The 23,023-nt window shown below is 32.1% G+C and carries 20 protein-coding genes; 11 read left to right on the forward strand and 9 right to left on the reverse strand.

Annotated elements, in window-relative coordinates; translation table 11 throughout:
• Positions 1-30: 30 nt before the first annotated feature.
• Positions 31-660, reverse strand: coding sequence for a 16S rRNA (guanine(527)-N(7))-methyltransferase RsmG (gene rsmG, locus RM697_RS11875; RefSeq protein ID WP_311428168.1), 630 nt, complete (start codon positions 658-660; stop codon positions 31-33).
• A 115-nt stretch (positions 661-775) separates the two neighbouring features.
• Here rsmG and RM697_RS11880 point away from each other — a divergent pair, with 115 nt between their 5' ends.
• Both RM697_RS11880 and RM697_RS11885 read left to right on the forward strand, forming a co-directional pair.
• Positions 776-1,870: a fatty acid desaturase family protein gene (locus RM697_RS11880; RefSeq protein WP_311428119.1), complete on the forward strand. Its 1,095-nt coding sequence runs from the start codon at positions 776-778 to the stop codon at positions 1,868-1,870.
• Between the two features lie 25 nt (positions 1,871-1,895).
• On the forward strand, positions 1,896-3,080 hold the full coding sequence (locus RM697_RS11885) for a pyridoxal phosphate-dependent aminotransferase (protein WP_311428120.1): 1,185 nt from the start codon (positions 1,896-1,898) through the stop codon (positions 3,078-3,080).
• On the opposite strand, the gene RM697_RS11890 is transcribed toward RM697_RS11885, so the two are convergent.
• The 4 genes from RM697_RS11890 to trkA form a co-directional block, all read right to left on the reverse strand.
• Positions 3,072-3,368 carry a hypothetical protein gene (locus RM697_RS11890; RefSeq protein WP_311428121.1) on the reverse strand — a complete coding sequence of 99 codons (297 nt, stop codon included), beginning with the start codon at positions 3,366-3,368 and terminating at the stop codon, positions 3,072-3,074. The two genes, RM697_RS11885 and RM697_RS11890, sit on opposite strands and share 9 nt — an antisense overlap.
• A 352-nt stretch (positions 3,369-3,720) precedes the next feature.
• Positions 3,721-3,975 (reverse strand): hypothetical protein, encoded by a 255-nt coding sequence (locus tag RM697_RS11895; RefSeq protein WP_311428122.1) that lies wholly within the window; start codon positions 3,973-3,975, stop codon positions 3,721-3,723.
• 173 nt (positions 3,976-4,148) lie between these two features.
• Positions 4,149-5,642 (reverse strand): TrkH family potassium uptake protein, encoded by a 1,494-nt coding sequence (locus tag RM697_RS11900; RefSeq protein WP_311428123.1) that lies wholly within the window; start codon positions 5,640-5,642, stop codon positions 4,149-4,151.
• Positions 5,643-5,655: 13 nt separating this feature from the next.
• Positions 5,656-7,005, reverse strand: a complete 1,350-nt coding sequence (gene trkA, locus RM697_RS11905; protein ID WP_311428124.1) for a Trk system potassium transporter TrkA — start codon at positions 7,003-7,005, stop codon at positions 5,656-5,658.
• A 192-nt stretch (positions 7,006-7,197) separates the two neighbouring features.
• On the opposite strand from trkA, the gene ubiE reads away from it, so the two are divergent.
• Entirely contained in the window at positions 7,198-7,929 is a 732-nt protein-coding gene (gene ubiE, locus RM697_RS11910) for a bifunctional demethylmenaquinone methyltransferase/2-methoxy-6-polyprenyl-1,4-benzoquinol methylase UbiE (RefSeq protein ID WP_311428125.1), read from the forward strand.
• A gap of 20 nt (positions 7,930-7,949) precedes the next feature.
• A complete protein-coding gene (gene porT, locus RM697_RS11915) occupies positions 7,950-8,663 on the forward strand; it encodes a type IX secretion/gliding motility protein PorT/SprT (RefSeq protein WP_311428126.1) in 714 nt (237 codons plus the stop codon).
• Here the strand turns inward: porT and RM697_RS11920 are convergent.
• A complete protein-coding gene (locus tag RM697_RS11920) occupies positions 8,650-9,378 on the reverse strand; it encodes a TrmH family RNA methyltransferase (protein ID WP_311428127.1) in 729 nt (242 codons plus the stop codon). The two genes, porT and RM697_RS11920, sit on opposite strands and share 14 nt — an antisense overlap.
• Positions 9,379-9,482: 104 nt before the next feature.
• On the opposite strand from RM697_RS11920, the gene tamL reads away from it, so the two are divergent.
• The 3 genes from tamL to accD all read left to right on the forward strand — a co-directional run bounded on the left by tamL (position 9,483) and on the right by accD (position 14,089).
• Entirely contained in the window at positions 9,483-12,017 is a 2,535-nt protein-coding gene (gene tamL / locus RM697_RS11925; protein ID WP_311428128.1) for a translocation and assembly module lipoprotein TamL, read from the forward strand.
• Between the two features lie 108 nt (positions 12,018-12,125).
• Positions 12,126-13,193, forward strand: a complete 1,068-nt coding sequence (gene fbaA, locus RM697_RS11930) for a class II fructose-bisphosphate aldolase (protein ID WP_311428129.1) — start codon at positions 12,126-12,128, stop codon at positions 13,191-13,193.
• A 38-nt stretch (positions 13,194-13,231) separates the two neighbouring features.
• Positions 13,232-14,089 (forward strand): acetyl-CoA carboxylase, carboxyltransferase subunit beta, encoded by an 858-nt coding sequence (gene accD / locus RM697_RS11935; protein WP_311428130.1) that lies wholly within the window; start codon positions 13,232-13,234, stop codon positions 14,087-14,089.
• 65 nt (positions 14,090-14,154) lie between these two features.
• On the opposite strand, the gene RM697_RS11940 is transcribed toward accD, so the two are convergent.
• The gene (locus RM697_RS11940) at positions 14,155-14,997 is read right to left on the reverse strand and encodes a hypothetical protein (RefSeq protein WP_311428131.1); all 843 of its coding nucleotides are present in this window, start codon (positions 14,995-14,997) and stop codon (positions 14,155-14,157) included.
• A 292-nt stretch (positions 14,998-15,289) separates the two neighbouring features.
• Here RM697_RS11940 and rpsO point away from each other — a divergent pair, with 292 nt between their 5' ends.
• The 4 genes from rpsO to rpe all read left to right on the forward strand — a co-directional run bounded on the left by rpsO (position 15,290) and on the right by rpe (position 19,855).
• Complete coding sequence (rpsO, locus tag RM697_RS11945; RefSeq protein WP_311428132.1) at positions 15,290-15,559, forward strand: 30S ribosomal protein S15; 270 nt, start codon at positions 15,290-15,292, stop codon at positions 15,557-15,559.
• 159 nt (positions 15,560-15,718) lie between these two features.
• Complete coding sequence (locus tag RM697_RS11950) at positions 15,719-17,977, forward strand: polyribonucleotide nucleotidyltransferase (RefSeq protein WP_311428133.1); 2,259 nt, start codon at positions 15,719-15,721, stop codon at positions 17,975-17,977.
• Positions 17,978-18,184: 207 nt separating this feature from the next.
• Positions 18,185-19,048 carry a sigma-70 family RNA polymerase sigma factor gene (locus RM697_RS11955; RefSeq protein ID WP_094967995.1) on the forward strand — a complete coding sequence of 288 codons (864 nt, stop codon included), beginning with the start codon at positions 18,185-18,187 and terminating at the stop codon, positions 19,046-19,048.
• 144 nt (positions 19,049-19,192) lie between these two features.
• Positions 19,193-19,855, forward strand: a complete 663-nt coding sequence (gene rpe / locus RM697_RS11960) for a ribulose-phosphate 3-epimerase (protein ID WP_311428134.1) — start codon at positions 19,193-19,195, stop codon at positions 19,853-19,855.
• A 1-nt stretch (position 19,856) separates the two neighbouring features.
• Here rpe and RM697_RS11965 read toward each other — a convergent pair whose 3' ends face one another.
• On the reverse strand, positions 19,857-22,196 hold the full coding sequence (locus tag RM697_RS11965; protein ID WP_311428135.1) for a GumC family protein: 2,340 nt from the start codon (positions 22,194-22,196) through the stop codon (positions 19,857-19,859).
• A gap of 9 nt (positions 22,197-22,205) precedes the next feature.
• Positions 22,206-22,964 carry a polysaccharide biosynthesis/export family protein gene (locus tag RM697_RS11970; RefSeq protein WP_311428136.1) on the reverse strand — a complete coding sequence of 253 codons (759 nt, stop codon included), beginning with the start codon at positions 22,962-22,964 and terminating at the stop codon, positions 22,206-22,208.
• Positions 22,965-23,023: the final 59 nt, after the last annotated feature.

A 23,023-nucleotide genomic window follows, 5' to 3' on the forward strand; every position in this document is an offset into this window, starting at 1 on the left:
ATAGAAAAACTAAAGGCTGAATTAAATAATTCAGCCTTTATATTTTAAGGGTAGATATACTATCTTTTTAGTTTCAAAAAAGTCTTCTTCATAATAATCAGTAAGACTATATACTTTTGCTGTTTTATAATCTTTAAGTTCCTCTTGCAAGTCGCCTCCTTTGAGATAAATGATCCCATTTTTTATATAGTGTTTTTGAGATTTGGCGATTTTTCCCTTAACCCAATTTACAAAGGTTGGCATAGCAGCTACTGCTCTACTAACAATAAAGTCGAAATGCTCGTCAATGGCTTCAGCTCTAGAATGGGTGGTTTTAACATTATTCAATCCTAAATCTGTAGCAACCTCATCAACTACTCTAAGTTTTTTTGCAATACTATCTACTAAATGGAATTTACAATTAGGAAATAATATTGCTAACGGAATACCAGGAAAACCTCCTCCTGTTCCAACATCTAAAATAGAACTACCATCTTTAAACTCTATAAATTTAGCAATGGCTAATGAGTGAAGCACATGCCTAAGATAAAGTTCATCAATATCCTTGCGTGATACGACATTAATTTTTGCATTCCAATTGTTATATAGCGTTTCAAGCTTTTCAAATTGATTGATTTGCTCTTCTGTTAAATCAGGGAAATATTTCAGAATTAAATCCACTTCAATTATTTTCGACAAAAATAGTTAAATTAGTGTGGATATTTTTTACAATTTACTTAGCCATTAGGCGTTTTTAATTGTATATCTTTGTTTAATAATAGCATAAATTAATCCCATGACAAAGCAAACATTATCGTTTTCTAGAGCAGATTCTGCGAAATTTTTCAGGACACTAAATAAACGCGTAAATAATTACTTTAAAGACAATAACTTAAAAAAAACAGGGAACTGGAAATTATATGTCAAAGCCATTATAATGTTTACATTACTTCTTGGCCCATTAGTATTATTATTAACAGTTAACTTACCAACTTGGGCTCTAATACTCTGTATGATAACGATAGGAATCGGTATGGCAGGTGTTGGCATGAATGTTATGCACGATGCTAATCATGGTTCGTTTTCAAGTAAACCTTGGGTAAATAAATTAATGGGAAGCAGTATCCATATTTTAGCAGGAAACGATTATAATTGGAAGGTACAGCACAATGTTTTACATCATACATACACCAATATCAAAGGACATGATGAGGATATAGATGCTGGTAGAATTATACGTTTTTCTAAACACTCTAAATGGTTAAAAATTCATCAATATCAAAAATATTATGCTTTTTTCTTATACGGATTATTAACCGTTAATTGGGCCATTACAACAGACTTTAAGCAAACGTATCAATACCTTAAAAGACGATTATCTTATGGTAAATTTCCAAATCCAGCGACACAATGGACTAAACTTATTATAGGAAAAATAATCTATTACTCCATTTGGGTAATATTACCTTTAGCATTAGGCTATGAATGGTATCAAGTTTTAATAGGCTTCTTAATAATGCATTATACTGCAGGAATTATTTTAAGTGTTATTTTCCAATTAGCACATGTAATGCCAAATACTGAAATGCCGCTTCCTGATGAAAATGGCAATATGAAAAATACTTGGGCAATACATCAGTTATTTACGACATCAAACTTTTCTCCTAAAAGTTGGTTGGTAGAATTTTATACTGGTGGATTAAATAGACAAGTAGAACATCATTTGTTTTCACATATTAGCCATGTGCATTACAAAAAAATTGCAAAAATTGTTAAGGAGACAGCTAAAGAATTTAGTCTGCCTTACAATGAATACAACACGATTTGGAAAGCCATAGCTGAGCATTATAGACAATTAAAAGTTTTAGGTCAAAAACCTAGTTTGGCTTAGATTATTATCTCGTAATTACACATACATGAACCAACTTTCTGATAGAATAAACAATCTATCAACTTCACAAACTTTAGCCATGGCTGCAAAAGCCAGAGAACTTAGAGCTGAAGGAAAAGACATCATAGGCTTAAGTTTAGGAGAACCCGATTTTAACACACCAGATTTTGTTAAAGATGCTGCTATACAAGCCATTAATGACAATTACAATTCTTATACACCTGTTGATGGTTATTCAGAATTAAAAGAGGCCATTATCACAAAATTTAAGCGCGATAATAATTTAGAGTATACTCCATCTCAAATTGTAGTTTCTACAGGTGCCAAGCAATCTCTTGCTAACGTTGCTTTGGTTATTCTTAACAAAGGTGATGAAGTTATATTGCCATGTCCTTACTGGGTAAGTTATGCCGAAATGGTAAAACTAGGTGAAGGTATCCCTGTAGAAGTAAAAACATCGATCGAAAATGATTTTAAAATGACAGCTGCACAACTTGAGGCTGCCATTACTCCTAAAACTAAAATGCTTTGGCTAAGCTCTCCATGTAATCCAAGTGGCTCTATTTATAGCAAAGAAGAATTAAGAGAACTAGCTGATGTACTTCAAAAATACCCAAATATTATCGTTGTTTCAGATGAAATCTATGAGCATATCAACTTTGTTGGTGAGCATGTTAGCATGGCTCAATTTAGTGATATGTACAATAGAACTGTAACTGTAAATGGTGTTTCTAAGGCGTTTGCAATGACAGGTTGGCGTATAGGCTATATTGGAGCTCCAGAGTGGATTGCTAGAGCCTGTAATAAAATGCAAGGTCAAATTACAAGTGGTGCTAACTGTATTGCTCAACGCGCTGTAATTACAGCATTAAATGCGCTTCCATCTAAAGTACAATATATGATAGATGAATTTAAAGCTAGGCGCGAACTAATTTTAAATTTGCTAAACGATCTAGAAGGTTTTAAAACCAATGAACCAGAAGGTGCTTTTTATGTATTTCCAGATATCTCCTATTACTTTGGTAAAACCTTAAATGGTAAAACTATAAACAACGCAACCGACTTCTCTATGTTTCTTTTAGAGGAAGCATTAGTTGCAACAGTTACAGGTGATGCTTTTGGTAACCCAAATTGTATACGTATTTCTTATGCAGCATCGCAAGAACAAATTAAAGAAGCTGTTGAAAGGATAACAATTGCTTTATCTTAAACAGAATAGAACTAATAATATTAGTGAGATAATTATACTAAATACTAGTAATTGCTTACGCTCTATCTTTTTATTTTCTCTAGCTATTTTTTGAGATAATCTTTTAATCTCTTGATCACTAGCTTGAGGAAAATCGTAAGCCACTTTTTGTTTTGGACCATAACCACCTAATGACTTTCTAAAGTGTTTAGATTTATCAATCATTATACGTTTATTACTCCTTACAATACTAATCATTGATTCTCCTAATGGCATAACTATTTTAATATTAGTAATCCTAACAGACATAAAACAATCATTACAACCCAAAAAACAACTAACTGTTTTACAAATAATTCTCTATTTTCAGATTTAGTTCGCTCACCAATAAGCTCAATAGTTTTAGAACTTACTTTAGGTAAATTATATTCAACCTTCTTTGATGATTTATAAACTTTAGATTTATAAATTTCTCTGATAGACTTCCTATGCTTTTTTAAGAGATTTCTATTATTCTTAACAACAATATTATTGAACCACTACTAAATCCCATAATAAAAAGTTTTAAAAGGTTAAATAAAATCTATGCGACACCTTCAATAAGAAAATCTTATTGATACAGTTAAACTATACGTTTACACTAAGCTCTAAAAAACGCTGTTTACAAAATAACAGCTAATGCGATTACGAAAACAGACACTTTAAGTAAAACATCGACACTTGGTGTAAGTTGAAATCTTGCACGCTTTACATGTTGTCTAATTCCGAAAATAGATTGAGATCTTTCATTTTTGAAGTTACACTTTACTACTTGCTTGTAGTTAGAATTTAAAAGACCATCGTTTGAAGTAATGTTTGATACTACAAGGGCTTTAGGGAGTGGATCTAAATCTACGTTTGATAATACTAATTCCATGACTATAATTTTAATTGGTTATACAGATAAGACGTATATACATTAAAAATGTTACAACTGATATATCTATAACTCCTTAAAAGTCAACCATAAAATATCAAAAACAGTAGATAAATACTAGAGTATTTTAAAATTGAAGATTCTTAAAAAAAAACGGAATTTTAGAAAAATAGTTATCTATTTTTCCAAAAAGAAACAGAAAATAAGATTAAAACAGTAAATAATTCTAATCGTCCTAAAAGCATTAAAAATGCTGCCCACCATTTTCCTAACGTAGGTAAAGCTGCATAATTATCCACAGGTCCAAAATCACCAAGTGCAGGTCCAACATTACCCAAACTAGAGGCAGATAAGCCTATAGCAGATTCAAAATCTAATTGAAACATAGAGAACACTAAAGCACCAATAATAAAAGACAACATGTATAAAATAAAAAATCCAAGAACGTTAAATACAATATCACCAGAAATAGATTTTTGATTATATCTAACAGGAATAATAGCACTTGGATGCAATGATCGCTTAAATTCTAAAAACCCATTTTTAATTAAAATAAGGTGTCTTACCACTTTAACACCACCAGAAGTACTACCAGATGATCCTCCCAAAAACATAAGCCCAAAAAAGAACACTACTAAAAATGGAGTCCAAGCTGTGAAGTCTGCTGTTACAAAACCAGTAGTTGTTACAATAGCTAATACCTGAAATAAACCATGCCTAATAGAACTTTCAGCTTCTCCCCAAACCATTGGATGCTCAACAGAGCTTGCAGAAACATCTGCTCTAAAATAAATTAATAGCGCAGCTACAATGGTAAATCCTAAAATAAACTTAGCATAGAGTTTAAACTCTTCATCACCAAAAACTTTAGCAACTCTGCCTTTAAATATATAATAACTCAATACAAAATTTGTACCAGCTAAGAACATGAAAAATATAATGATATATTGAATCATTGGTTGTCCATTCCAATAAGCTATACTTGCGTTTTTGGTGGAAAAACCACCAGTAGATAAGGTACACATAGCATGATTAATAGCGTCGAAAAAAGACATCCCAGCTATATTTAACAAAATAGTTTCAGCAGCTGTATAGCCAAAATAAATAAGCCATAAGCGCTTTGCTGTATCTGTAATTCTAGGATGTAATTTGTCTGTGTTAGGTCCTGGAGCCTCTGCAGCAAACATTTGCATGCCTCCAATTCCTAATAATGGAAGAATTGCAATAGCTAATACAATAATTCCCATACCACCAATCCAATGTGTCATACTTCGCCAAAATAAAATCCCTTTAGGTAAAGATTCTATATCACTAAGTATGGTTGCACCTGTTGTTGTGTAACCAGACATGGTTTCAAAAAATGCATTGGTAAAACTTGGAATAGCCTCTGTGAGCATATAAGGTAGTGTGCCAGATAATGCCATAATAATCCATCCAAACGCAACAACTAAATAACCTTCACGCTTATTCATTTCTTTTCTATGCTTACGTGTGGTTATCATAGTAAAGGCTCCTAAAAGCACAATGACTAAACCAGAGAGTGCTAAATCTAGAGTAATTCCATCTTGATAACATAAACTCAGTAATGCTGCTAAAAACATAAAACCTCCATTAAACAAAAGAAGTAATCCAAAAAAATGAAATATGATTTTATAGTTGAGTTTCATGCTTTATAAAGATCTAAAAGAAAAAGCGTTCAACTTCAGTTATTGATCTTGGCAAACAACAAACCACAATACGATCACCAACCTGGATTTTAAAATTCCCTAAAGGTATAATTCCTTCCCCTTCTCTAATAATTCCTCCTATTATGGCAGATCGTGGAAATTGTAACTCTTTAATTTCTTTGTTAGCAATTTTTGAGCTATCAATAACTTCAAATTCTAATAACTCAGCGTTCATACTACTAAGCTTGGTCATAGCAACCACTTCTCCTCGTCTTATATATCTAAAAATATTATTAGCAGCTAATAACTTTTTATTAATCAATGTATCAATACCTATAGACTCTGAAAGCTGATAATAATCCATGTTTTCTACTAAAGCAATGGTTTTTCTAACACCTTTAGATTTAGCAACAAGACAAGACATAATATTCGTTTCTGAGTTTCCTGTAACAGCAATAAAGGCATCCATACCTTTAATATTCTCCTCTTCTAATAGCTCTGCATTGCGACCATCACCATGAATAACTAAAGCATTTGGAAGATCGTCAGCCAAATCAAAAGCAATATCCTTATTACTTTCAACTAACTTTACGCTAAACTTACTCTTACATAAGTCTCTTGCCGTTTTAAAACCTATTTTACTTCCTCCAAGGAGCATCACATTTTTTATTTCAGTTTTCACAGTACCAGATAGTTCTAATAACTCTTCGTCACCGCCTTTTGAAGTAATAAAAACAACTTTATCTCCTTCTTTAAACTGCGTATCGCCTCTAGGAATTATAGTATACTGCGTACCAAAGCGTTGAATAGCAATTGGAATAAAATGAAGCTCAGGGAAAATTTCTGCAGCCTCCTTAACTGTTTTATCCACAAATGATGCAGTGCGAGCCAACTTTAAACTTAGCATTGTTAATGCACCATCTTCAAACTCATAACTTTCATTAAATCCATACTGGTTTAAAAGCAATTCAATTTCTGAAGCAGCCAAAGATTCAGGTGAAATAAGCTCATCTATTCCAAATTTAGAAAACCCTAAATCGTCTTTATGATCTATGAATTCTGTATTAGAAATTCTAGCGATAGTCCTTTGAGCACCTAACTGTTTAGCTAAAACACAAGCCGTAATATTGGTTGTTTCTGATGAAGTTACGGAGATAAATAAATTAGTATCAGTAATTCTTGCTTCCTTTAAAAGTGCAATAGATGTGGTATTTCCACGCATCACTTTTATATCTAAATGATCATTAGCATAGTTTAAGCTATGCTTATCTGTATCTATAAGTGTAATTTCTTGAGATTCGTAAGACAATAGTTTTGCCAAATGAAATCCGACTTCTCCTGCACCAGCAATAATGATTTTCATCTTTGTTTTTTAAATAGAAAAACAGGCAAATATACTAAGAACTTATAAGTAGCTAAAGTTATAAGAGGCTAAAGTTGCTTTAAGTGTATAGGATTTAGTTTTACGCTTTTAAACTTCATATTGTAAGCTCTATTTATATAAACTAATCTTTAAGTACTTGTAACTTATATCTATCTTTGCAAAAAAAATAAAATGTCTACCAAAGTAAAGCCATATAAAGACAGTGACTTGAACAAAAAACAACAAGTCACAAAAATGTTTGATAATATTTCTAAAGAATATGATGGATTAAACAGAGTAATCTCTTTTGGAATTGATGTGAAATGGCGAAAAAAGGTAGTACAAATTGTAGCAAAATCAAATCCTGAAACCATTTTAGACATTGCAACTGGAACAGGAGACTTAGCCATTAACCTTACAGAAACTGCTGCTAACAGAATTGTTGGTTTAGATATAAGTGATGGTATGTTAGAGGTTGGCAGACAAAAAATAAAAAAGAAATCTTTAGATGGTATTATTGAAATGGTTATTGGAGATTCTGAGAGTTTACCATTTAAAGACAATAGCTTTGATGCGATTACTGTAGCGTTTGGAGTGCGTAATTTCGAGAACCTAAATAAAGGCTTATCAGAGATTTTAAGAGTATTAAAACCTAATGGTATTTTTGTGATTTTGGAAACTTCGGTTCCAACAAAAACCCCTTTTAAACAAGGATATAAGTTGTATAGTAAATTCATTTTACCTAATATTGGACGTTTGTTTTCTAAAGACAAAATTGCTTACAAATATCTCAGCGACTCAGCATCTAAATTTCCTTTTGGTGAAGAGTTAAACAATATTTTAAGAGATATTGGGTTTATTAATGTCGAAGATATGCCTCAAACATTAGGTGTAGCTACAATTTATAAAGCTACCAAGAGATAATAGATTACTGTGACATTATAATGAAAAAAGGACTCATAATTTTAGCTTTTTTAATTGCAGGACACTCTGCTTCTGCACAGTTATTTAGTAAAGAGAAAATTAAAAACAACGAGAATTTTGATAAAAAACGTTGGTCTTGGGGATTTTTTCTTGGCTTTAACAGCTATGATTATAAATTTGAATACGAACAAAATTTAGAAGATATACTTGTTGAAAACACACTTGGTTTTAACGTAGGACTTATCTCTAACCTAAGAATAAATGATTATCTGGACGTTAGGTTAGAACCAGGACTATATATTACTCAAAGAAATTTGGTTTATAGTGAAAACTACTTTCAAGGTATAGAGTTTACACCTTCAGATTTATTACGAGAAGTTAAGGCAACCTATATTCATTTTCCGTTATTACTCAAAGTATCTACTAAACGTGTTAATAATTTCAAACCATTTATAGTTGGTGGTGTCTCAGCAGCATTAAACCTATCCAGTAATGAAAAAAATCCTGATGACAACAGCTCTGGAGAATTTAGATCTAGAAAAAACATGTACTTTTACGAAGTAGGTTTTGGTATAGATTTCTATTTACAGTGGTTTAAATTTTCTCCATCAATACGTGGTGTTTTTGCTCTTAATGATGAGATTGTAAGAGATGCAGACCCTAATAGTCCATGGACAGGTAATGTAACTACAATGAAAACAAGAGGTGTGTTTATTAATTTCACATTTCAGTAGTACGTCTTTTAAATTCGCTCAACACAATAGATGCAGCAGTAGCAACATTTAAGCTTTCAGTTGCTTTTAATGCTCCATATCTAGGTATACTTATTTTCATATGAGTTAACGCTTTAATTTCAGTAGAAATGCCTTTGGCTTCGTTTCCTAAAACAATAACACCCTTATTGGGAAGTTGAGAATCGTATATATTTTCACCTTCCATAAATGTTCCAATAATATAAGCATTTTGAGCATTTAAAAAATCTTTCAACTTAGTATAAGTAACGTTAACTCTACTTAAAGAACCCATTGTAGATTGCACCACCTTAGTATTAAAACAATCTACAGTTTCCATACTACATACTAAATCTGTAATACCAAACCAATCACATAAACGAATGATGGTTCCTAAATTTCCAGGGTCTCTAACAGCATCTAAGGCTAAAATTAAATTATCATTATTAATAGGCTTAGAATCAGGTATTTTAAATACTGCTAGAGCAGTATTTGGTGTCGTTAAAGCACTTATTTTTTTTAGCTCTGTTTCTGAAATTTCAACACTTATATGAGAATTAAAAACGGACTTTGTTGTAAATAATTGATGTAACACAAAGTCAGATTCTAAAAACTCTGTAATCCCTTTTACACCTTCAACCGTAAATAATTGGTGTTGTCTTCTATATTTTTTTTGAGACAAACTTTTAATTAATTTTATCTGATTCTTTGATAACATTAAAATGTCTTTACTTTTGTTGAGCAAGCAAAGTAATACTTTTTGGACTAATTATTGTTTAAGAGCATTATAACTAATTTAAGATAGCATTGTAAGCTTCCTTTTTGAAACATCATATAAAATACATATTACAACTTATTTGTATCTGCTTTCTGGTATTGTCTTGCAATGTTATAAAACGTGTAAAAAAAGATGATTATTTATTGACAGAAAACACGGTTTACATTGATGGTAAAAAAGAAAAATCAGAAGACATTAATAACCTTATCTATCAAAAACCAAACAGTAAAATTCCGCTTTTAGGAACTCCTGTACGTCTTCATGTCTTTAATCTTGCAAGACCAAATATAGATTCTATAATGAAAGAGAGAATCTACGGAAACCCAAAAAAATTAAAAAGAAAAACTAAACTACTTTCAAAGAAACAACTAGATCGTCTTATATACTCAAGAGGTAAACTAAACAGTTGGCTTAAACGAACAGGTGAAGCTCCTGTTATTGTCAATGAAGAAAAATCTAAAAAATCTGCAACTCAGTTACGTAAGTATTTTTTTGACAGAGGTTGGTTTGAAACCAAAACTGATTATACCATTAACTACAACGATAAGCAAAGAGCAACCGTTCATTATACTATAATAAAAGGTAAACCTTATATATTAGATTCGATTGTTAAAGATATAAAATCACCAATTATTGACAGTCTGTACTCTAAAATTAAAACAGGATCTCTATTAAAAACAGGAGATCAGTATAAAAACAGTAATTTCACTAAAGAGCGTGAAAGGATAAACACTTTTATGCGTAATCAAGGTGTATATCATTTTGCTCAAGATTACATAACTTTTGATATCGATACGTTTGGCTTAACAAAAACGGTAAATACAAAACTCAATATAGCTAACAGAGCCATAAGAACATCAGATTCTACAGTTAGAGTTCCTTTTAAACAATACACTATAAGAGATGTTACTATTATTACAGATGCTAGATTTGAGAACCAGAATAATCCCTTAACCGATAGTATTTCTTACAATGATTACAAACTTTACAGCTATAACAAATTAGCTTACAGACCTAAAGCGATAACTGATGCTATATTTATTTCTAAAGGTAAGTTTTTCAGTGACTTAGATAGAACACGTACTTACAGATATTTAAACGAGTTACAAACATTTAACGCACCAGATATTAGGTATATAGAACATGATGAAGATTCTACCCTAACTGCACTTATACAATTATCTCCAAGAAAAAAATACGACTTAGGCATTGAAGCTAATATTTCTCAGAGTAATATTCAAACTGTTGGGTTTTCTGGAAGTATTGGTTTAATTACTAGAAATATATTTAAAGGTGCAGAAACTTTAGAGATCTCTGCTATTGGTACCATTGGTGCATCAAAAGATGGTAACAATCCTGATGATCCTTTTTTCGACATTAACGAACTTGGTGCTACAGCTAAGCTTACCATTCCAAGAATGTTTTTCCCATTTAATACTGAACGTATTATACCAAAGTACATGTCGCCTACTACAAGAATCAATCTTGCAGCTACAAGCCAAACCAATATTGGATTAGATAAACAAACCTTTTCTGGAGCTCTAAGTTACAATTGGTATCCTAATGATAAGGTAACTAATACCTTAGATTTATTTGATGTTCAGTATGTAAAAAATCTTAATACTAATAACTATTTTAATGTCTACAACACCTCATATGATAGGCTTGTAGATATAGCAAGAGACATCAATTATATAAATCAAAACGATGTGCTTACTATACCAAATGGAGCTGATATGTTCATAGATGATGTGTTAAACCTCAATACATCTATAGGTTCAACAGATCCAAATTTTTTCACTATAAATAGTATAAACCAACGACAAGATAGGCTTACTGAAGACAACCTTATATTCGCTTCTAGCTTTAATTATGTAAAAGATAAGAAAGAAAGTCTGTTTGATAATGATTATTCTACTTTTAAAATGCGTTTTGAACTCGCTGGCAATCTTTTAGCTAATGTTTCAAATATCTTTAATTTAGAAAAAAACCAAAATGACCAATACGAGATATTTGGTGTGGCATTCTCACAATATGCTAAAGCAGAATTTGACTATATCAAATACTGGGATTTAGGTAGAAATAGTGTATTTGCAATGCGAAGTTATTTGGGTATTGCAGTACCATATGGAAATTCTAACAACATTCCTTTTGCAAAAAGTTTCTTTGCAGGAGGACCAAACGACAACAGAGCTTGGACTGCCTATAATTTAGGTCCTGGCAGCTCTATTACAGCTAATGAATTTAATGAAGCAAACCTTAAAATTCATCTTAGTTTTGAGCAACGTTTTAATATTTTCGGAAGCTTTAAAGGCGCCTTGTTTTTAGATGCTGGAAACATCTGGAATGTTTTAGACAATGTAGAAGATGATGCTGCAACATTTAAAAACTTTAATTCTCTACAAGACATTGCTATTGGTTCTGGTTTAGGCTTACGATACGATTTCAGATTTTTTATCGTCCGTTTTGATGTTGGATTTAAAACCTACGATCCATCTTATGAGCTAGGTAATCGATGGTTTAATGATTATAACTTTAGAAACGCTGTTTATAATATTGGTATTAATTACCCCTTCTAAAACTATGCGCTAACACTTGTTAGTGTTGAAATCCTTAAATCATTATCCTTTTCTTTTAAAAAGTCTTATTTTTGACCCTTCAAAATTTAAGTTAAAACACAACTAAAAATGAGTCATAATATTAAACCTGGAGTAGCTACAGGAAGAGAGGTTCAAGATATATTTAAGCTTGCCAAAGAAAAAGGATTTGCGCTTCCTGCTGTAAATGTAGTAGGCTCTAACTCTATTAATGGTGTATTAGAAACTGCTAGAGATTTAAACTCACCTGTAATTATTCAATTTTCTAATGGTGGAGCGCAATTCAATGCAGGAAAAGGTTTGTCTAATGAGGACCAAAAAGCAGCAATAGCTGGTTCAATTGCAGGTGCAAAACATGTTCATTTAATGGCTGAATCTTACGGTGTACCAGTGATTTTACATACAGATCATTGCGCCAAAAAATTATTGCCATGGATAGATGGCTTATTAGATGCCAGTGAACAACATTACAAAGAAACAGGAAAATCTTTGTACAGTTCTCACATGATAGACTTATCTGAAGAACCGATTGAAGAAAATATTGAGATTTGTAAAACATACCTTGAGCGTATGAGCAAAATGGGAATGACACTTGAAATAGAATTAGGTATAACAGGTGGCGAAGAAGATGGTGTTGATAATAGTGATGTCGATGCCTCAAAATTATATACACAACCTGAGGAAGTTGCTTATGCTTACGAAGAGTTAAGCAAGGTAAGCGACCAATTTACCATTGCAGCCGCTTTTGGAAATGTTCATGGTGTTTATAGACCTGGAAATGTAAAGTTAACACCTAAAATCCTTAAAAATTCTCAGGAATTCCTTTCTAAAAAACATAATCTACCACACAATCATATTGATTTTGTATTTCATGGTGGATCTGGATCTACAGTAGAAGAAATTAGAGAAGCCATTGGTTATGGTGTCATTAAAATGAACATCGATACAGATATGCAGTATGCATTTATGAGTGGCATAAGGGATTATTTTAATGATAAAGCCGATTATTTAAAAACTCAAATAGGTAATCCTGATGGTGACGATGTGCCAAATAAGAAGTATTACGACCCAAGAAAATGGCTCAGAGAAGCTGAAAATGCTTTTGTTGAAAGACTGAAAAAAGCCTTTGAAGACCTAAATAATGTAAATACTTTATAACTTTACAACCTAACTAACTAAATTTAATCCAATAGAATATGGCTTGGTTTAAGCGAAAAACTAAAGGAATAACAACCTCAACTGAGGAAAAAAAAGATACTCCCAGAGGTCTTTGGTACAAGTCCCCTACTGGTAAAATCATAGATACCGAAGAACTAGAAAAGAACTACTATGTAAGTCCAGAAGATGGCTATCATGTAAGAATAGGCAGTAAGGAATATTTTGAAATTTTGTTTGATGATAACAAATTTAAAGAGTTGGATACAGGCTTAACATCTAAGGATCCTTTAAAATTTGAGGATACTAAAAAATATCCAGACCGTTTAAAAGCAGCTCAAGCAAAAACTAATCTAAAAGATGCTGTACGAACAGCAGTTGGAAAATCTAAAGGAAAAGATCTCGTTATAGCTTGTATGGATTTTAGCTTTATTGGTGGTTCCATGGGAAGTGTTGTTGGTGAAAAAATCGCTCGTGCAGCAGATTACGCCTTAAAGAAAAAGACACCTTTTATGATTATTTCAAAATCAGGAGGTGCTCGTATGATGGAAGCTGCATTATCATTAATGCAATTAGCTAAAACTTCAGCAAAATTAGCACAATTAGCAGATGCCAAAGTGCCCTATATATCACTCTGTACAGATCCAACTACAGGAGGAACAACAGCATCGTTTGCAATGCTAGGTGATATTAATATTTCTGAACCTGGTGCTTTAATAGGTTTTGCTGGACCACGAGTAGTAAGAGATACTACAGGACAAGAGTTACCAGAAGGATTCCAAACATCAGAATTTTTATTAGAACATGGTTTCTTAGATTTTATAACACATCGTAAAGAATTAAAGGATAAACTAAATCTATACATAGATTTAGTTACAAATCAAGCATTAAGAGCTTAACTATAAAAAGCCTCAGTAAAATTACTGAGGCTTTCTATTACCAACTTAAAAAATCAACTTAAAATTTAATTTAAAGTAATCGGAACTTCAGTTCCATTATTAAAAGTAAAGGTTGCTTGGTTATCACAATCACCCTCGCCGTAATCAAAAGTTCCTCCAAAATTTGTGCGTTGTACATCAACTGTTCCGCTTACAAAATAGTAGCAAATAACCTCGCGTCGTAAAGGCGTAATAACTTCATATGTATGTGTGTTACCATTAACAAAGTTAGTGGTCCAATTACCAGTTACTTCAAAAACATTATCACTAAATATACCATTTAAAGCTCCTTCAATCCATTCTCTAACTTTAGTACCTTCTCTAGAGGCTTGTGCTCCATTTGGCCAAGTTACAGTAATACTTAAGGTATGTGTAAATTGGGGATTACCATTAGTATTAGATAATTCTTTCAAAATAGTCTTAGTACCTTCTATACTCTTTGCATTAAAGTAAAAGCCTACAAGTGATTTAGAGATAAATACTTGCTGAACCTCAGGGTTTCTTTCCCATGAAAGTATAATCTGACCTTTGAGCGTGTTACCATTCACCTCACAGCCTTCTGTACCAAAATCAATAGTAACTTCTCTAGAATTTTGTTCAAACACTACAGTAACGGTTACACAGTCTGGTAGACCAAATTCTGCATCACGTCTTCCAAGTTCACTTGCTTCTTGTTTTTCGTAAACATCAATTGCGATATCGTCCATTGCTGATGAAGCTTCATCTACTTCAGCAGCTAAGCGCATTTCTGATATATCTTGTTGTTGTGTATCTACCTCAGTAGATTCATTATCACTACATCCTGTGAATGCCAATCCTAAAATCACAAGCAGTGACCATAGTTTTGTTGTAAATTTTGTTGTTTTCATTTGTTTCGATTTTAAATTTCTAAATGTTTAATAACATTCAGCAACTCCTATAAATTTCTATTATTTCTTTAGTCTAGAATTAAAAATAAAGAATATCTATAGTTGTTTCATTACTAATTATTTTATTTGTTAATATGGTGTTAAGACCCAACGAAAACAAAAAGGTTTAATTGTGATGCATGCTTTTTTAATCAAACGATAAAAAACCTTTTAAATCCTTAAAAATTATTATATTTGCCGCTTGAAAGAAAATCTTTCATAGTACATAACAATCATTTACAAAAATATTAGCATGTATTTATCTAAAGAAGCAAAAGAAGAAATCTTCGCAAAACACGGTAAAGGAAAAAATGATACTGGTTCTGCAGAAGGACAGATTGCGTTATTTACGCAACGAATTAATCACTTAACTGAACACTTAAAGCAAAATCGTAAAGATTTCAATACTGAGCGTTCATTAGTAAAATTAGTAGGAAAGCGTCGTGCTTTACTTGATTACTTAACTAAGAAAGATATCTTAAGATATCGTGCCATAGTTAAAGAATTAGGATTAAGAAAATAATCTCAATATAAAGACCACGCTTTTAGCGTGGTTTTTTGATTTAATAAACTCATACGATAGAGTTTAAAAATCGTATATAAGAAGCTAATTACAGTTTTTCATTGGTTCACAACAACTACACAACACAACTACCAATGTTTAATTAGAATTAAAAAATTTATGATTCCAAAAACTTACAAAGAGGTCATTGACCTAGGTGATGGTAGAGAAATTTCTATCGAAACCGGAAAATTAGCAAAACAAGCTCATGGAAGCGTTGTGGTGCAATCTGGAAAGTGTATGTTATTATGTACAGTTGTTTCCAATTATCATCAAGCAGATGTAGACTTTTTACCATTAACAGTAGATTACAGAGAAAAGTTTGCAGCAGCTGGGCGTTATCCTGGAGGTTTCTTCAAAAGAGAAGCAAGACCAAGTGATGGGGAAGTATTAACAATGCGCTTAGTGGATCGTGTTTTACGTCCATTATTCCCAAAAGATTATCATTCTGAAACACAAGTCATGATTCAGTTAATGTCTCATGATGAAGACGTAATGCCAGACGCAATGGCAGGATTAGCTGCTTCAGCAGCAATTCAATTATCAGATTTCCCATTCGAATGCGCTATATCTGAAGTTAGAGTAGCAAGAGTAGATGGTGAATTCGTAATCAACCCAACAAGAGCTCAATTAGCAGAATCTGATATCGATATGATGATTGGAGCATCTGCCGATTCTGTGATGATGGTTGAAGGTGAAATGGATGAAATTTCTGAAGAAGAAATGACCGAAGCTATCAAAGCTGCTCATGAAGCTATTAAAGTACAATGTGACGCTCAAATTCGTTTGGCTGAAGCTGTTGGTAAAAAAGAAGTTCGTGAATACGATCCAGAACGTTCTGATGAAGATTTAGCTAAGAAGATTCACGATATGGTTTATGATAAAACATATGCCATTGCAAAAGCAGGTTCTGCAAAACATGAAAGAGGTGCTGCATTTTCGGAAATTAAAGAAGAAGTGTTCAATTCTTTTACAGAAGAAGAGCAAGATGATTTAGGAAAACTAATTCATAAATATGTAGCTAAAGCACAAAAAGAAGCCATTCGTAATTTAACTTTAGATGAAGGGTTACGTTTAGATGGTCGAAAAACTACAGATATCAGACCAATTTGGTGCGAGGTAGATTATTTACCATCAACACATGGTTCTTCAGTATTTACACGTGGAGAAACTCAAGCATTAGCCACAGTTACATTAGGAACATCGAGAGATGCTAACCAAATAGACATGCCATCTTATGAAGGTGAAGAACGTTTCTATTTACATTATAACTTCCCTCCTTTTTGTACAGGTGAAGCAAGACCAATCCGTGGAACATCTCGTAGAGAAGTTGGACATGGAAACTTAGCACAACGTGCATTAAAAGGTATGGTGCCTGAAGATTGTCCTTACACAGTAAGAGTTGTATCAGAAGTTTTAGAATCTAATGGTTCTTCTTCTATGGCAACTGTTTGTGCAGGAACAATGGCAATGATGGATGCTGGTGTTCAAATGACAAAACCTGTTTCTGGAATTGCTATGGGATTAATCTCAGATGCAGATTCTGGTAAATATGCTGTATTATCTGATATTTTAGGTGATGAAGATCATTTAGGTGATATGGACTTTAAAGTTACTGGTACAGCTGATGGAATTACAGCTTGTCAAATGGATATTAAAGTAAAAGGGTTATCCTACGAGATTTTAGTAAATGCACTAAAACAAGCTCGTGATGGTCGTTTACATATCTTAGAAAAACTGACTGATACCATTGCTCAACCAAATGCTGAAGTTAAAGAACATGCACCTACAATGGTGACTAGACGAATTCCTAATGAGTTCATTGGTGCTTTAATCGGACCTGGTGGAAAAGTGATTCAAGAATTACAAAAAGAAACAGAAACGACTATCGTTATTAATGAAGACCCTGTTACTGAAGAAGGTGTTGTAGAAGTACTTGGTGTTGGTAGTACTGGAATTGACGCTGTAATGGCAAAAATTGATTCGTTATTATTTAAGCCTGAAGTTGGTAGCGTATATGAAGTAAAAGTCATTAAAATGTTAGATTTTGGTGCTGTTGTTGAATATATGGAAGCACCAGGTAATGAAGTTCTACTTCACGTAAGTGAGTTAGCTTGGGAACGTACAGAAAATGTTTCTGATGTTGTAAATATGGGTGACGTGTTTGATGTAAAATACTTTGGTGTAGATTCCAGAACACGTAAAGAAAAAGTATCTCGTAAAGCAATTTTACCAAAACCTGAAGGTTGGCAGCCAAGACCTCCTAGAGATAATAATCGAGGACGCGACAATAGAGGAAATAATCGTGGACGTGATAATCGTAACAGAGACAATCGTAGAGACGATAGAAAACCTAGAGAAGATAAGAAAGAGGATTAAAATATAGTGCCTCATATATTACAAAGCCTTACAAATTGTAAGGCTTTTTTGTTTCTTAAAACTAAGTAAACTATGTGACCTAAATTACATTATGTGTCTTACATATTAAATAACTTAGTTTTTTTTGTAACAAAATTTATACTTTTTACGTATAATAAAGAGGACACCTTTTGTTCCACCTTAAATTATTAATAGTAAACATTTTAGATGAGACAACTTAAAATTACAAAACAGGTAACCAACCGCGAAACGGCATCGTTAGATAAGTACTTACAAGAAATTGGCAAAGTAGATCTTATTACAGCAGATGAGGAAGTAGAATTAGCACAACGTATTAAGGCAGGAGATCAAATTGCTTTAGAGAAGTTAACAAAAGCTAATTTACGATTTGTGGTATCTGTTGCTAAGCAGTATCAAAATCAAGGTTTAACCTTACCAGACTTAATTAATGAAGGTAATTTAGGTTTGATTAAAGCTGCTCAGCGTTTTGATGAAACTCGTGGTTTTAAATTTATCTCTTATGCTGTTTGGTGGATTCGTCAATCTATCTTACAAGCATTAGCAGAACAATCTCGTATTGTACGTTTACCTCTAAACAAGATTGGTTCTATTAATAAAATTAATAAAACATTTGCATTTTTAGAGCAAAGTCATGAACGTCCCCCTTCTGCAGAAGAAATTGCTAAGGAATTGGATATGACCATTAATGATGTTAAAGAATCTATGAAGAATTCTGGACGTCATGTATCCATGGATGCACCATTAGTAGAAGGAGAAGATTCTAATTTATACGATGTATTACGAAGTGGAGAATCTCCTAATCCTGATAAAGATTTATTACACGAATCTTTACGTACAGAAATAGAACGAGCTCTTGAAACCTTAACACCTAGAGAAGCAGATGTTATTCGCTTATATTTTGGGTTAGGAAATCAACATCCTATGACTTTAGAGGAAATTGGTGAAACTTTTGATTTAACTCGTGAGCGTGTTAGACAGATTAAAGAAAAAGCAATTCGTAGATTAAAACATACATCTCGAAGCAAAATATTAAAAACATATTTAGGTTAGTAAACATTTTACGACTTAATAAAGACAACAACAGTTACAAAACATAACTGTTCGTTTTTTGATTGATGAAAGAACCCTCGGCTGATTACCGAGGGTTCACTTTTTTAAAGTATTTTTACCACTTTAAAATTAACTTATTATAAAATGTCTTCAGTTTTAATTGCTCCCTCAATGCTTGCCTCCGATTTTGGCAATCTTCAACGCGATGTAGAAATGGTTAATAATAGTGATGCAGATTGGTTTCACATAGACGTTATGGATGGACATTTTGTGCCAAATATTTCATATGGTATGCCTATTATTCAGGCTATTAAAAAGCATGCTACAAAACCTTTAGATGTTCATTTAATGATAGAGAAACCTGAGCGCTACATTGAAGAATTCGCTAATGTTGGTGCAGATATAATCACAGTACATCATGAGTCTACAGTGCATCTACATAGAACATTAACTCAAATAGAAAATGTAGGCTGTAAAGCTGGTGTAGTATTAAACTTGACCACTCCAGTAAGTGTTTTAGAGGATATATTACCTAAATGTTTTATGGTATTATTAATGTCTATTAATCCAGGTTTTGGTGGTCAGAAATTTGAGGATATGACTTATGCTAGAGTAAGGAAACTTAGAAAAATGATTTTGGATCAAGGATTGGATACTCGTATTGAAATTGATGGAGGCGTTAGCAATAAAAACGCAAAAGCTTTAGTTGATGCTGGTGCAGATGTACTCGTTGCTGGAAGTTATATTTTTAAAAGCAACAATCAAACAGAAACTATTAAAGATTTAAAGAGCTTGGCAAATTCATAATTTAAGACTTTCCTCCATAACCATAACCATAGCCATAATTATAACTATAGTTATACGACTTATTGGCTCCTACTCCATTTAATACATAAGCCATATTTTTTAGTTTACCTGATTCACTTAAATCTTTGGAGAAATTTAATAAATTTTTCTCAGTGAAATTTGCCCTAGCTATATAAATTGTTGCATCTGCTAAATCGGAAATAAGCATAGTATCTGTTACCAAAATAGTTGGTGCTGTATCCACAATAATATAATCATAAAGATCTTTGGCTTCTTCAATTATATTCTCAAAATTACCATTAGTTAAAAGATGAGCAGGATTTGGAGGTATTGGTCCAGAAATTATAGTATGATGATTATGATGCTTATCAAAACCTTTAATTATAGTGTTTTTCCAGTCTAAAGTTACATCATATAATAGGTTTGTCAATCCTGTCTGTCCCTTATCTACTTTTATGTGTGAATGAATTTGAGGATTTCTAAGATCAGCTCCAATTAGAAGTACTTTCTTATTAAGACTAGAAAGAGCTAATGATAAGTTAACACTTATATACGTTTTTCCTTCACCTTTTATTGTAGAGGTACAATAGATAACCTTACCTTTTTCATCTTTATTTTTTCCTAAAATAAAATTAACATTAGAGCTTAATATCCTAAAAGATTCTGCTAGAATACTTCTATCATTAGGATCTTCAAAAATCTTTGGATTAACTTCTTTAATTTTAGGTATTTCACCAATTACAGAAACGTCAGATTTCATTTTATCAATATCTTCTTTGCTCTGAAGTTTATTGTTGAGCATAAACATCAGATACAGAATTCCAAATGGTAGCAACAAACCACTTAAAAAGGCACCAGCATAAATAATATTAGATTTTGGTGATATTGGATCAGTATTAGAAATTGCATTTTCTACGACTTTAATTGAAGGTTCGGTAATTGCATAATTGATTGCAGATTCTTCTTGTTTTTGTAGCAAAAACAAATAAAGACTTTCCTTAATTTTTTGATTACGCTCAATAGATCGTAGCAACTGTTCTTTTTGAGGCAGGGCACTTACTTGACCTTTAAATTGTTGGTTTCTAGAAACAAGTTGATTCTTTGACAACTGTAATTGTTTACCAAAAGAAATAATTGATCTATCTATATTAGATCTTAGTTCTTTCAACTTAGTCTCATACAAGCCAACACTTGGGTTATTTTCACCTCCACTAACCATAAACTTATCTCTTTCTAAAACGATAGTATTGTATTCGTTAATAAGCTGATTAATTCTTTCATTGTCTATGCCTATATCTGCTGGCAAAAGATCAGATTTAATATTCGAAGTACGTAAAGCATCACTCAACAACTCTGATAAAGCAATCTGATTCTCGATTTTAAAAAGCTCACTATCTGAGGCTGTACGCTGCTGAAGGCTCAATTCAGCATCTGTCTCTAGATACACCAAATTACTCTTTCGCTTAAATTCTTTTTTTTCGTCTTCTATTGAATCTAACTCTACTGATAGAAATTTAAAACGTTCTTCTATAAACTCCATGGTTCTTAAAGATACAGACCTCCTGTCTGTAACACCATCAAAGTCAAAAACACTAATTAAAGTATCTAAAATAGTTTCTGATCTATTTTTACTTTGACTTTTTATAGCAAGCTCTAACAAATCACTTTGCTCTCCAATGGGTTCTGCTTTAATCTGTGACTTTAAATTTAGTACAACTGTTTTTAAAGGTTTTAATTTTATGATAAATCGTTTATCTAAACTCTTTTGAAGTTGATTTTTTGAACCCATAGTAATTTCAAAAGGTAATCGATGCTCAACTTCTAAAGTATTGTGATTGGGAGCTAATATAACTTTTTCTGAAGTAAGATTAGTAATCTTTAATTCGTTCTCCGTAATATCAACTTGATAAGATACAGACTTAAATATACTATCACAGGATACTGTTTGTTCGTAAAAAAATGGTGGATTTTCTACCTGAGAGGTTTGTATAGTGCCTTCCTCAAAAATACTTGATGTTAATTTTAGACTTTTGGCAACTTTTTCTAAAATGAGATACGATTTTAAAATCTCAATTTCATTTTCTAAGTTTATATTTACTCGCTTAAAAACGAATGCAGAAGTTGGTAATTCTAATCCTTCAGACTCATCTAAAATTTTAATTTTCGCTGTAGTTTGATAAACACTTGTTGTATACTTTAAATAAAAGTGTGCCACAATAAAACTTAGAATTAAAGCTAATAAAAACCATGGCCAAAATCTCAAATATCTTTTAATTTCATTTGTAATATCTAAGCTATCATCTTCTACAGAAAAATTATACTGTGGCTGTGTAAAACTCATATACTAATCTTATCGTGTTAATAGAATCGTAACACTCAATGCAAGTGAAGCTATTGTTAAAACAGTACCAACATTTCCTACAAAACCTGCAGTTTTCACTTTAGGATTGTTTTGGTTAACATAGATAATATCATTAGGCTGTATAGTATAATATGGATTATTGAGCAATTCTGCTGAAGTTAAATCCAAGTGACTAATCGTTCTAATACCATCAACCTCTCTAATAATCATAACATCATCTCTTACGCCATTAATTGTAAGGTCATTTGCATATCCTAAAGCTTGAAGTATATTTATGTTTTGTTCGGTAAAATTATATGTTCCGGGTGCGTTTACTTCTCCTAAGATGGTAACTTTAGCATTTAATATTCTAATATACACTCCAGGATTTATTAGATGTTTTCCCTCTTCTAGAAGTTTCTTAATTTTAGATTCTAAAGCCTTAGTTGTTATTCCTTTTACAGAAATTTCTCCTAATACAGGAAAGTTTATGGTATTTTCAGTCGAAACCAAATAGCCATTTAACATCAACAAATCTATACTCGCTGTCTGAATTTGTGAATTTGCACCTTTATTGTAGGGTATAGCAACTTCTGGCACTAAGGTTTCTATCTTGATATCTAATATATCATTAGGTTGAATAGTAGGAGATTTATAACTTACCGTTAACGCTCCTTTTTCTTTTGCATCCTGGAAATACAAAACTTCTTTTTTTGATGCACAAGATGAAAAAATTACACTAAGAAGTATTAAAAGTAAAAATCTCATACAATTTTATTGAAAAAACAAATATACTCTCATTAAGACCAAATACAAAAGAAACGATA

Source organism: Microcosmobacter mediterraneus, from assembly GCF_031846265.1.
GTDB classification, from domain to species: domain Bacteria; phylum Bacteroidota; class Bacteroidia; order Flavobacteriales; family Flavobacteriaceae; genus Microcosmobacter; species Microcosmobacter mediterraneus.